The organism is Oligoflexus sp. (genome assembly GCF_035638955.1).
Classification (GTDB): Bacteria; Bdellovibrionota_B; Oligoflexia; order Oligoflexales; family Oligoflexaceae; genus Oligoflexus.
In genome coordinates this window covers 1-12,668 of sequence record NZ_DASQYZ010000118.1, presented here as the reverse complement: position 1 = coordinate 12,668, position 12,668 = coordinate 1, and the positions used below count along the sequence as shown (strand labels likewise).

At 52.6% G+C, this 12,668-nt stretch carries 9 protein-coding genes and 1 pseudogene; 6 read left to right on the top strand and 4 right to left on the bottom strand.

Annotated elements, in window-relative coordinates; translation table 11 throughout:
- From VE954_RS11445 to tnpA, 3 genes and pseudogenes are all read right to left on the bottom strand, one after another.
- Positions 1-284: pseudogene (locus tag VE954_RS11445) on the bottom strand (hypothetical protein); the annotation flags it as partial.
- A 163-nt stretch (positions 285-447) separates the two neighbouring features.
- A complete protein-coding gene (locus VE954_RS11440) occupies positions 448-3,093 on the bottom strand; it encodes a 7TM diverse intracellular signaling domain-containing protein (protein ID WP_324952781.1) in 2,646 nt (881 codons plus the stop codon).
- Positions 3,094-3,400: 307 nt separating this feature from the next.
- Positions 3,401-3,814: an IS200/IS605 family transposase gene (tnpA, locus tag VE954_RS11435; protein WP_324952780.1), complete on the bottom strand. Its 414-nt coding sequence runs from the start codon at positions 3,812-3,814 to the stop codon at positions 3,401-3,403.
- Here tnpA and VE954_RS11430 point away from each other — a divergent pair.
- The 4 genes from VE954_RS11430 to VE954_RS11420 all read left to right on the top strand — a co-directional run bounded on the left by VE954_RS11430 (position 3,803) and on the right by VE954_RS11420 (position 9,422).
- Positions 3,803-4,111, top strand: coding sequence for an SDR family NAD(P)-dependent oxidoreductase (locus VE954_RS11430; RefSeq protein ID WP_324952779.1), 309 nt, complete (start codon positions 3,803-3,805; stop codon positions 4,109-4,111). The two genes, tnpA and VE954_RS11430, sit on opposite strands and share 12 nt — an antisense overlap.
- Before the next feature lie 38 nt (positions 4,112-4,149).
- The gene (locus VE954_RS43770; protein WP_349263814.1) at positions 4,150-4,362 is read left to right on the top strand and encodes an aldo/keto reductase; all 213 of its coding nucleotides are present in this window, start codon (positions 4,150-4,152) and stop codon (positions 4,360-4,362) included.
- Positions 4,363-4,485: 123 nt separating this feature from the next.
- Positions 4,486-4,686, top strand: coding sequence for a hypothetical protein (locus tag VE954_RS11425; RefSeq protein ID WP_324952778.1), 201 nt, complete (start codon positions 4,486-4,488; stop codon positions 4,684-4,686).
- 146 nt (positions 4,687-4,832) lie between these two features.
- Entirely contained in the window at positions 4,833-9,422 is a 4,590-nt protein-coding gene (locus VE954_RS11420; protein WP_324952776.1) for a chemotaxis protein CheB, read from the top strand.
- A 362-nt stretch (positions 9,423-9,784) separates the two neighbouring features.
- Here VE954_RS11420 and VE954_RS11415 read toward each other — a convergent pair whose 3' ends face one another.
- Positions 9,785-9,949 (bottom strand): hypothetical protein, encoded by a 165-nt coding sequence (locus tag VE954_RS11415; protein ID WP_324952774.1) that lies wholly within the window; start codon positions 9,947-9,949, stop codon positions 9,785-9,787.
- Between VE954_RS11415 and VE954_RS11410 the strand changes: the two genes are divergently transcribed.
- Together VE954_RS11410 and VE954_RS11405 are read left to right on the top strand one after the other, a co-directional pair.
- The gene (locus tag VE954_RS11410; protein ID WP_324952773.1) at positions 9,948-11,453 is read left to right on the top strand and encodes an ATPase domain-containing protein; all 1,506 of its coding nucleotides are present in this window, start codon (positions 9,948-9,950) and stop codon (positions 11,451-11,453) included. The two genes, VE954_RS11415 and VE954_RS11410, sit on opposite strands and share 2 nt — an antisense overlap.
- Positions 11,454-12,623: a HAMP domain-containing sensor histidine kinase gene (locus VE954_RS11405; protein WP_324952772.1), complete on the top strand. Its 1,170-nt coding sequence runs from the start codon at positions 11,454-11,456 to the stop codon at positions 12,621-12,623.
- Positions 12,624-12,668 lie beyond the last annotated feature (45 nt).

Here is a 12,668-nt window from a genome sequence, read left to right as displayed (position 1 = left end):
GGTGTGAGAAGACCGTCGAAATTTCCCTTCTTCACTTCATGCATGGCGCGTAGCCACGGCATGTAACTGATCTGTGTGGTTATCCCCTCGGCTGCGAACGCGGCAACAACGATCTCAATTATGTAGCCTTTATGTTCATGGTTTTTTTCACAGTGCTGCGGACACCATTCATTGGCGACGAGCTGAACTGTCGTGGATGAAGTTGGAAGTGCCGCACCGGTTTGTGCCTGCATAGGAATGGATCCCAGAATCCACATCAAAATGAAGAAATTGCCACGATGCATGATGAGGAACTCCTTGAGCTCGAGCTTGATTCAGCAGGCTGAGCCATGGTCAGGGTGTGTTGGCACTGCTGCCGTCCCATGCATCATCCCACAACCGTCGTCCTGGACAATAGAATTCATGATTCTGTGGTTGAAGTCATAAAGTCCATACGAATGACTCATCTTAGGCGGCATTTATCGTAGGAGAAGCCAACGATCGGTTGGCTGGCCCGTTCATGATCAACTGAAAGGGATGAAAGCCTGAATCATCAAACGTTGGGGTTATGTGGATTTCCAGTTCCACCTGAACGGCCGCCAACAGAGTTTTCACGGCATCCATGCCAATGCCTCGACCCGAAGACTCGCTGACATTTGCCCGTGTGCTGAATCCAGGAGAAAAAATCAAAGCCGCGATGGCTTCAGGTGCCGGATTATCTCTGGCATCCAGTAGCTTGAGCTGGGTTGCTTTGTCGCGCAAGGTCGGAATATGAATGCCTCGGCCGTTGTCGGCATAGATCAACCGCAGAAAAGATCCATGCGACTCGGCGTGGAGCTGGATAGTCGGCTTTGCATGGACATTCCCTGGACCATCCTGGGCGGCAAAACCGTGATCGAAGGAATTGGTCAGAAGATGCAGCCAAACATCAAGCAGGGCCTGTTGGTAGGGGAGCGAGAGCAGGTGCAGAGGGCCGCTGAGTTCAAGGTTCGGTCGCGGCATCCCCAGACGTTCCTGATTATTCCAAAGGGCATGGAACTGTTGGTTCAGTATTTCCTCGATTGAAATCGACGATTTTCTGATGTCTATGCTGCCATGGATTCGTTCCAGAACGCTTTTCATTGTATCGAAATGTTCTTCCAGACGCTGGACTGCCGACGTTAAACTTAGCATCTGCTCCCGGATCCGAAGTTTGGTGCTTCGGCTCATAACCGCCTGTTCTTCGTTATGCAGGGCCGCTGCCAGAGATTTGAGGCCAAGTTGTCGGGCATTGCCCTTCATGGTATGCAAAACGATCAGGACCTGTCGCGACCAGCCGCTGTCGGCTTCCGTCATGGATCCTAGAGCACGACATTCCATGCAGTAGCGGATGAGCTGGGCATAGCCTTGCATAGCGTGATCGCGATCGAGCTTGCTGAATGCGATATAGCATTCGAATTCCCGATCCAGGTTGAAATTTTTTTGCCGCAAATTCTTGAGCTCGCTGACATCGCGCACGGTCACCAGGACCTCGTCGACCTGTCCATCTTTCACGATAGGGTACCAGTCAAACGCCAGAGCGCGATTGTCACGGGTACGAGCCTCCTGGATAAGCAAATGACTATTGGCATTCCAGGTCAAGTCGCTTTCGCCGATCAGCGTCTCCAATGTTGAAGGGAAAAGACTGCGGCTGTTGTCATCGATCAGCAGATCATTGCAGATAAGCTTATCAAAGCGTATCGTATCCATCGTGTGTCCCGGAAAAAAATTGCGCATGGAGTCCGAGTAGGTCTGCCCCAGGTGCAAATCCTGTTTGATGGTGCCGATGCCCTGTGGAATGTGCCGTAGGATATGGCGGATTTGCCAGGTTTGTTTATCGACCTCAAGCTGCAGCTCGCGGGAAAGATGCTCGGCCCGATTGAAGGCATCCGCAAAACGTCTTGCGAGAACCTGGCTTTGCAGGAAAACGAAAATGACGGCGCCGAACGCTGAAATGTTCACGCCTTTATTTATGGTGAAGAGATAGACTTCAAGACTCCCTAGCATGAGGACGATGCACAGGCTGAGGAGTGTCAGCGTGCTGCCTTCCTCTTTGAGTTGGACGGCTTTGGCGATAAACACGAGGCAACATAAGGCCAGGCCGGCGGCATAGATTTGCAATACGGGAAGGAGCTGCTCCATGATCCTGGGAGGGGCCACGAGGTTGATGGCAATGATGACTAGGCCTGCCAGGGTTCCCATGCGGAAGATAAGGGTTGGATATTTCACTCTGCGAAAGGTAGCGATCAGAAAGGCCAGACAGCTGAGAGGTGCCGTGACGATCGCGATATATTCCATTTTGATGGCTATGTCGTGCGGCCAGCTGGTATCAGGAACTTCAATCCAATCCTGAAAAAAATTTTCATACCCGGCATTGCGCAAGATAATGCTGAGGCAGATGGCAGCCAAGGCGAGGGCGCCTCGATCATCGGTTCGGCGTATGAAGATGAGAAACTGATACATCAGCATGATCAGCATGGCCCCGGTGCCGAGGAAGTTCAAAAGTTGTCGCCTATGTTCAAGGGTTGAGAGCGTGGGGGCTCGGGAGACTTGAGGCGGTTCCCAAAGGCCGCCCCGGTATCGCGTTTCATTGGAAAGATTGACGAGCAAGGTCCATCGCTGGGTCCTGTCCTTGACCCAGAATCGAAGGATGCGATGGGCCATGAAGGGTATTTCCTCCTGATAGGCCGTTGCGACTTTGCCGATCTGCGTGAACTGGGCTGAGGCAGGATCGTCGAGAGGAACCAACCAGGCTTCCGCTGCGCTCGCCAGAGGGCCCAGCTTCAACTCATAGTGGCCAGGGTCAAGAGCTGGCAAGGGAAACTTGTAAGCTACACTTCCTCGTCCTTGGGTCAGCCCGGCTTCATGTAAGGCTTGCCGCAAGATGCCAGATAATTGCAGCTTATCGCCTTCCACCCATTCCGCATCGGCGAGGGTGAGATTTTGATTCCTTAAGACCAAAGCCTTGTCGAGTGCATACACGTGGGCGTTCATCGATTCGTCAGCGGCCTTGGCGGGAGTCGTGAAGCTAATGACGAAAGAAGACAGCAAGAAGATGGCCATCATGGGCTGAAAGCTGACCATCCGATTGAGCATGTTTCATTCCTTGTCATGGGCTCAAGATCAATCCGATCTCATGAGGGCAAATTTCGGAGTTCCGACCACAAGAATGAAGCGTGTTGCCTATGAAGTTTTCGTCACATGGCCAAGCCCTAATCTTTTTGGATGATGCTCCAAAATAGGCAGGTTAACAGGGTACTTAGGGATGCAGGAAGCGGCCAAAAAAAGTCTATCGGATTGTCGGCAAGTACTCCAGCCATAGCCCGTCCCGGCGAGGAACCAGACGGGTTTGGCTGGTGGTGAAACAGGGCTGCCGTGATCCAAGCCAAGCGAGGTGAGCGGCCTATTCCACTTCGGCCTGATTTTCAATGTATTGCTTGAGCACCGAAAGTGGAGCGCCGCCAACGGTCAGAAGGCAATACGTCCTGCTCCAAAAAATCGGCTTCCAATAATATTTTTGAATGTGTTCGGCAAATTCCTTTCGGATAAGGCGGGAGCTTACCGTTTTCAGATTGCCCACGAGTTTGGATGGCTGCGCTTTTGGATTGAGTGCCATCAAAATATGGACATGATCAGTCTCGCCATTGAATTCCAAAAGACAGCAATCCCATGTTTCCAAAAGTCGATTAAAATGCTGCTCCAGCCTTTCCAATATCTCCTTGTTGATGCACTTCCGGCGATATTCCGTTACAAGAACTAAATGATGCTTAAGGTCATAGATGCAATGATGTAGTGTATTTAAGCCTTGATTATTCATAGTAACCAAGTGATACTTCAGGGGTATGGAAACGATCAAGAGAAAGCTTCGGGTCGTCCGGGCGGTCGCGGGATAGGCACTGAAATCGCTAAAGCTGCGATAGCAGCTGGACACTCAGTTATCGCCACCGGTCGTGACCCTGATGCCGTTTCACGGGCGGTTAGGCAAGCGGCGAATCTCGTCGTTATGAAACTGGATATCACCGAGGAAGATCAGGCTGATGCTGTCGCGAAATCAGCAATAGAAAGGTTCTTGCCTGAAAATCTGGCGGCAAATGAGCCAATCGTGGATTCTTAAGGGCTTTTTCCAAGAAGAAAAATGCGACGCCTGCCCGGATCTCGCTGGCCTGGCTGCTCGCGCAAAAACCTTGGATCGTTCCCATTCCCGGCACCCGTAACCCTAATCATCTTGCCGAAAATCTGGACGCAATTAATATTCAGTTAACTTCAGCAGATTTATCAGAAATTGAGTCTGCCATTGCCAAGATCAAAATACATGGGGGTCGCATGAATAAGATGCAGATGGACATCGTAGACAAATCCGTTTGAGATTCCGGGTGGATATTGAGTGAACTTGGGTCCGCGCCTCGATGAGTTGAGCTTGGCCGGAATTTTGGACGAGATATGACTTGCCGAGAAGCGATGATTTGAACTCTCTCAGAGAGAGCTTTGATGCCTTTGCATCTTCGCCTGGACCGCCTAGGCCGTCGCACGGCTGACGAGCTGACACTCCTGGAGACTTTCGAAAGGCGAAGCGTGAACTTCATCCCGCGCACCATGCCGTTGATTGAGCCGCGACTCGTCCAAGACTGCCGCTATGCACCCATTCCGATGATCACCGGATCATCGGACTTGGCCTTTTATCAAATTTAGACCTATTCTTTCCAATCGTTCCAACCTACAGTCGGATTGAGGCCGATCCTTTTCAACTGTTCCGGACAACGTTAAAACTGCTGCTGCTGGAATTACAAAAACTGCAGCGGATGTCGTTGCAATGAGCCCAATTTCTCGAGATATGTATGTCACAAGAAAACCCGCCCGCTCGGGAATCGAGCACGAATGATCATCGAAGCCATTCAACTATAGTAGTCGGTATAGGGGCTTCGGCTGGCGGACTCGAAGCCTTTAGTGAGTTGCTGGCCCATCTCGATACCGCAACCGGCCTGACTTTTGTCTTAATTCAGCACCTCGACCCCAATCACAAAAGTTTTCTTACCGAAATTCTTGGCAGGGTCACGTCGATGTCGGTCAATGAAGTTACTGACGGCGTAGTCCTGGAGCCTGATCATATTTATGTATCGCCCGCAAACTCGTCCGTTTCCCTTGAAGGCAACACGCTGAGGCTTACGCCGCGCAAAAAGGGTAAGGGAGGCCACCTCACGATCGACGAGTTCTTATGCTCGCTCGCCCGTGAACGAAAACACGAAGCGATCGGTGTCGTCCTGTCAGGCACAGGCACTGACGGGGCCAACGGCATTGCTGCTATCATGGCTGCTGGTGGTGTCGCCCTGGCTCAAAGCCGGGAATCGGCGAAATTTCACGACATGCCTGCTGCCGCGGTTGCAGCTGGCGCCGACTCCATAATGACGCCAGACGAGATTGCAAAAGAACTTTTCGCGCTTGCAGGGCGCAAACGTATCGTTCGCGCTCCGCCAGACGACGCCGAACGAACGATTGGGGACGAGATCGGTCGGGGCCTTCAAAAGATCCTTGGTATAATGAAAACCATCAAGGGAATGGACTTTACACACTACAAGCTACCGACCGTCACACGACGGATCCACCGGCGCATGGCTCACCACAGCATGGAGCGAGTCGATGACTACGTTGCCTATCTCCGTGCCAATGAAGCTGAAGCGGAAAAACTTTACGAAGACCTCCTCATCAAGGTTACTTGTTTTTTCCGTGACTCGCCTAGCTTTGTGGCACTGAAGAGTCGAGTTCTACCCATAATCTTTGCTCACAAAGCAGCCTTGGCACCCGTGCGTATCTGGATACCTGGCTGTGCAACAGGCGAAGAAGCCTATTCGATTGCAATCAGCGTGTTTGAGTTCATGGAAGAGCATGGCAGCCTAGCGAAACTCGAAATCTTTGCTACGGACATAAGCGAAACCGCCCTTGCCAAGGCCCGGATTGGCAGGTTCGACGTCCGCATTGAAGACGACGTGTCACAGGAACGGCTCGACAAGTTTTTCATCAAAGTTGGCAGCAGCTACAGGGTTAAGCCTGTTCTCCGCGAGTGTTGCGTCTTCGCCAAACAAAACATCGCGCGTGATCCACCCTTTTCCCGGGTGGACATTATCAGCTGCCGTAATCTCCTTATCTACCTGACTCAGGGCCTGCAAACACAAATACTCAGGAATTTCCACTTTGCGCTGAACCCCAGCGGGTTTCTTATGCTAGGTCACGCGGAGACGATTGGTGCCGCGAGCGACCTGTTTGGCGTCGAGGACAAGGAAAGCAGGATTTTCCAAAAGAACGCCGTGGTACGTGGACTCGCAGCGCCTGATTTTGCGATGGCCGGTTTTGGCGAGAGGTCGAGCACCCAGCCACCGACCCACCAATCCCGGATGGAGACAACAAAGAAATCTGATTTGAAGGCCGAAGCGGATCGCGCGATTTTGAATTATAGTGTCGGTCCTGGCGTGGTGGTTAACGATCGGTTGGAAATTGTCCAGTTTCGTGGCGACACCAGTGAGTATCTCGTGCATCCATCGGGCGACCTGACGACGAGTCTTTTCAAGATGTGCCGTGAGGGGATTTTGGTCGCCTTGCGCGCCGCTCTTCAGGAGGCGTCCGCTGCCGAGCGACTCGTAAAAAAAGAGGCGTGGATTAAGGCACCCGGCAGCGAAGTAAAAAACGTTACGGTTACTGCCATACCCTTCCTGCCTACGACTGTAACACAGCGACACTTCGTTGTGCTATTTACCGCGGGGGCTATGCAGAACCAGCAAGCGGCCGTCGTGGGTGCGGATGATGAAAGCGAAGTGAATCGGCTGCGTCGCGAGCTGGCAGAGACCAAAGAATATCTCAACGCGATCATCGAAAAAGAGCAGGCGACGAACGAAGAGCTTCGATCGGTCAGTGAAGAAATCCTTTCATCGAATGAAGAGCTTCAAAGTACGAACGAAGAAATTGCGACTGCCAAAGAAGAGACTCAGGCCGCTAATGAAGAATTGATTACAGTCAACGAAGAACTTCAAAATCGCAATCAGCAACTGGCCCAACTCAATAACGATTTGGCGAACCTATTCGGCAGCGTGCAAATTCCGATACTGATGCTGTCGGAGACGCTCAGCGTTCGCCTCTTCACGCCGTCGGCTGAAAAGATCCTGGGCGTGAGTGCCAAGGACGTGGGTAAGCCTCTGGGTGAGATTGCAGCCGAGCTCAAAGTCGAAGGCCTCGAGCGCATGGCAAGAGAAGTTATCGCATCGCTCAACACGCGAGAAATGGAAGTTCAGGATCGGGCGGGCTGTTGGTATTCCCTCCGGATCAAGCCATACCGAACGCAGGACAATAAAATTGAAGGTGCCGTCATTGCCTTGGTCGATATCGATGCGATTAAGAGCAGCTACGAACAAGTCCTGGTGGCTCGCGATTACACCAATGCCATCGTTCAGACCACCCCTATGCCGCTGGTGGTCATGGATGGAGACCTGCGCGTTCTCACGGCGAATCGGGCTTTCTTCCACCATTTCCGGGTTACGGCAGCTGACACCGAGAATTTTCGCATTTACGACCTTGGCAGAGGCCAGTGGGATATCCCTTCGCTGCGACGTTTGCTCGAGGAAATTCTTCCGAGCAATGAGCGGATCGAGGACTACCTCATTGAGGAAGAGTTTCCGATCATTGGTCGGCGAACCATGAAGCTCAGTGCGCGGCGACTTGCGCAGAAAGTGGGTATCGAAGCCCGCATCCTTCTGGCGATTGACGACGTGACGGAGGAAGTGTCGAGTGCTGCGGAGATTCAAGCCTCCAAAGATGCGGCCGAGGCGGCCAACAACGCCAAGAGTGAATTCCTCGCCAACATGAGTCACGAGATTCGGACTCCTCTCGGTGCGATATTGGGGTACGCAGAGTTATTGTTAGATCCCGATCAGGAAAGAAACGACGCCATCCATTACGCCACAAGAATTCGACGAAATATTGAGCAGCTGAGCGAGCTGGTCAATGAGATCCTCGATATTGCAAAAGTTGAGGCCGGTATGCTCGAGGTCGAAAGGGTGCGATTCGAGCTCCTTCCCGAACTCAGCGAGACGATGGCATTATTGGATTCTCGCGCGAAAGAGCAGGGGCTCATGTTCCAGGTGATTTTCGACGGCCAGATTCCAAAGACTATTTTAGCTTGTCCGAAGCGCATGCGGCAGGTGCTGCTGAATATTGGTGGCAATGCGTTGAAGTTTACGGCGGAAGGAAACGTGACCATTACCGTGAGATTGGAGCCTGCCTTTGCGGGTCAAACCGGCCAACGCCTCTTTTTTGTCGTGAAAGATACGGGCTGCGGCCTTTCTCCGGAGCAGCAGGGCCGGCTCTTCCGCCCCTTCAGCCAGGCAGATAGTTCGGTGACGCGGAAGTTCGGAGGTACCGGTCTGGGTCTCATGCTGGCTCGCCGCCTCGCAGAAGCATTAAGCGGAGATGTCACGTTAGCAGAAAGTCGGGTGGGCGAGGGCAGTACGTTCACGTTCAGTTTGGATCCTGGACCACTCGACGGCGTGACGATGCTGACGGGATTGACGGCAGCCGATCTCGAAAATATCAAAGTGACCGTTTCAAACCGCTTTGTTCCGAACCAGAGACTGGTGGGAATGCGCGTACTCCTGGTCGAGGATGGGCCCGACAACCAAGCTCTAATGACTTATTTTCTGGAACAGAGCGGCGCTGAGGTCGAGTTGGCCTTCAATGGCCTGGAGGCCATGGAAAAGGCGCAGTCGTCGGCTCACGATGTGGTGCTGATGGATATCCAGATGCCGCTGCTTGACGGCTACGAAGCGACCCGTCGTCTCAAGGCGGCCGGGTATCAGACGCCTATTGTTGCACTCACTGCTCATGCCATGAGCGGAGAGCGGGAGAAGTGTCAGTCAGTCGGGTGCAGCGATTATTTGAGCAAGCCTGTCAACGCGAATGTGCTGATCGATGTCATCGCTCGCTTTGCAAAAAAAAAAGTAGTAGCCCCGCCTGATACGGGAGGCAGATGTGAGCCTTCGGACAGAAAATTTTTGGAGGGCGTGCGGGTTTTGCTGGTCGAGGACGCACCGGATAACCAACTTGTTATTCGCCGTTATCTCGAGTTGGCAGGCGCTACTGTCGACCTTGCCTCAAACGGGTTTGAAGGGGTCGAGAAGGCCCTGGCCAGCCCACATGATGTCATTCTCATGGACATCCAAATGCCCGGCGGTCTCAACGGGAATGAGGCGACGGCCAGGCTAAGGGAGGGTGACTACCGTGGTCCGATCGTGGCCCTGTCCGGGCACGTGCCGAAGTCCCATCGTGAAACGACGGGCGCCGGCTTCGATGACTATTTAACGAAACCTGTGGACCGCATGGGCTTAGTGGCGAAGGTGCGTTCATTTTCAAGACGGTATAATTCTGAATACGATCCCTTGCATTGAGAGGGAGTGAAAACGTCCGCAGGTCAGCACGATTAGGGATCGCCATTATTCTTTTGAGAGGTTTATGGAGTCTTTCTGTGAAGACTGCATGGCCTATTTCACCTTGCAGGCTATATTCCGCAGGAATGATTTCCCCAGTGGTAAGAATGATGTTTTCCGCGGTAGGTGCCAGCTTCTCGTGCGTTGCATTCTTCGTGCTCGACTTTTCCTTCTTCGATTTCTTCACGTCAGCAAGCTCCATCCTGAACCACCTAAAATCTTATGTTTACACCCATTTATTAGTAAGTAAACATGCGTGACGCGGGGAAATAACCAGGAATTTCGTAGAATATTTGTAAAAAATCTTGAATCACATCAAAATTCTAGTAAAATGGCTTAAATTTGCCGCCTGAATTGAAATGCCGTCCATTTTGATGAAGTAATTGTGCACCGCATCCGGTGATGCGGTTTGGCTCAATATCAAGCGTGAACGGGGGCGTCGTTGACTGCCATGCGGCAGGACGATAACCAAACGAGGTTTTTCCCATGATCACCCCTCAACAGCAAACACCCAAGGTCTCGACCGGCATCGCGGGTCTCGACGAGATACTTCGCGGTGGTTTACCGAAGCATCATCTCCATTTAATTGAAGGCTCTCCAGGAACCGGAAAAACGACCCTGGGTCTCCAGTTTCTGATCGCCGGCCATCAGCAGGGCGAACCTGGTCTTTACGTAACGCTTTCCGAAACGAAAGCAGAGATTATTGCGGTCGCTGCAGCTTACAATTGGTCGCTCGAAGGCGTCACCATACTCGAGATGATGACCCTGGACGACGAACTGAAGCCCTCGAATCAATACTCCATGTTTCACGGGTCCGAAGTTGAGCTGACGCCGATCATGCAGGCAGTTCTGGAGGAAGTCGAGAAGTCGAGACCAAGCCGGGTCGTCTTCGACTCCCTCTCGGAGCTTCGCATCATTGCGCGAGACTCCATTCGGTTTCGACGGCAGGTGCTGGCCCTGAAACAGTTCTTCTCGGAACGAAAAATCACGGCCCTTCTCCTCGAAGACAGGACCCAACGTGTTGAAAATGAACACCAGCTCCAAGGTCTTTGTCACGGCGTCATAGCGCTTGAACAAGTGAACTTTGGATACGGCGCCAAACGGCGTCGCCTCGATATCGTAAAAATGCGCGGCACGCCCTTCATTGGCGGCTTACATGACTATTCCATCAAAGAGATGCAAGGGATCGTCCTCTATCCGCGGCTCATCGCGGCTGAACATTTCGCGAAATTCTATAACGAGTCGATTAAGAGTGGTTCGCCTGGCTTTGACAGCCTCCTGGGTGGGGGCCTCGAGCCCGGCACGAGCAACATGCTGATCGGTGCCGCTGGTACCGGTAAATCCTCGATCATCATGCAGTATGCAACCGTGATGGCGACAGCCGGCGAGAAGGCGGTTGTCTTTTCGTTTGACGAAACGCTTTCGACCTTGAAGGATCGCTCGAAACGGCTCGGGCAGGATATCGGGCCTTTAATGGAGTCTGGCAAGCTCGATATCGTTCAAATAGATCCAGCGGAGATGACGCCCGGAGAGTTTGCCCACCTCGTCGTGTGCGCCGTCAAGATCGATAAGGCCAAACTTATTGTTATAGACAGCCTCAATGGCTATCTTCACGCCATGATCGATAAACACTTTTTGCTTTCCCAGCTGCACGAGCTCTTTAACTTTCTCAATCAGCAAGGCGTCCTGACGCTCGTCGTCGTCTCGCAAGAGGGCATTCTCGGACAGGATGTGTCGGCCCCGATTGAAGTGAGTTATCTCGCCGATACCTTGATTTATCTTCGCTTCTTCGAAGACAGAGGTCGGGTTAGAAAAGCCATTTCCGTCGTCAAGAAACGCAGTAGCGAGCACGAAGAGACCATTCGCGAGTTTCGATCCACGGCGCGTGGCATCGAGATCGGAGAGCCGCTGGAATCCTTTCATGGCGTCCTGAGCGGTCATCCGTTCTACATTGGTGCGAACATACCGCTTAATGTAGGTGGAACAAAGTAGGTGAGAAATTTTGATGACAAAACCAATGACGAGCGGGTCCTCATCCTTGCTCCCATGGGCCGTGATGGGTCCATGACGAGTCAATTCCTGGGCGATGCCGGCATTGCCAGTACAGTATGTGTCGATGGCTACGACCTCATGACGGAAATCAAACGTGGGGCAGGTGCCATCCTGCTTACTGAAGAAGCCTTGACATCAAGCTTCATCACAGCCTTACACGAAGTACTCGCAGCGCAGCCGCCTTGGTCCGACGTTCCGATTCTTGTTTCAGCCTTCAAAGATTCGCTAGGAGACAGCAGCGCCCTGGTCGTGCGCTTTGCCGGGCTCTTGCGCAACGTCACTATTTTCGAGCGTCCCATTCGCATCTTAACACTCCGCAGTGTCGTTCGGTTGGCGCTATCGGTGCGCCGGCGCCAATACGAAATCAAAGAATTGCTGGTGTGCGCCCAGAAGCTGCTCGCGCGCGAGAAGCAAGCACGAACGATTGCTGAAGAGGCCCGAGCGGAGGCTGATCTAGCCAATCGCTCCAAAGACGAATTTCTTGCCATGTTGTCCCATGAGCTGCGCACGCCACTCAATGCGGTCCTCGGCTTTTCAGAGCTCCTGCCGTATGAGACGCCGGGAAGCAAAGATTTCAACGACTCACTGGCCGCGATCGTTCGCAACTCCAAGGCCCAGGTTAGTTTGATTGATGACATCCTCGATGTCTCCCGGATTGTCACCGGAAAGCTTTCGATCGATGAGAGTCCAGTGAACGTTGCGAGTATTGTGATTGATGCCGTGAACTCATTTCGGCTTGCAGCAGAGCACAAGGACGTTCGCGTTCGAATGATTGCAGACCTGACCACTGCAACAGTTCTTGGCGACGCCAACCGCCTTCGACAAATTGTATCGAACCTATTATCCAACGCTGTGAAGTTTACGCCTTCCGGGGGTTGCATCACGGTTGAGATGGTCCGGAAGGGCCGCATGTTTGAGCTTGTCATTGCTGATAACGGTGAAGGCATTGCGTCGGAGTTTCTCCCTCATGTTTTCGATAAATTCCGTCAGCAAGACGCGAGCTGCACCAAACGATTCGGTGGCCTTGGTCTTGGGCTCTCTATCGTCCGGCACCTTGTCGAAGTTCATACCGGCTCGATCGTATCCATTCGGCAACCTAGCTCAACATGATATTCCCGTTGTGGTTTGATGGGCTCACGAAAGGAGATCCATCAT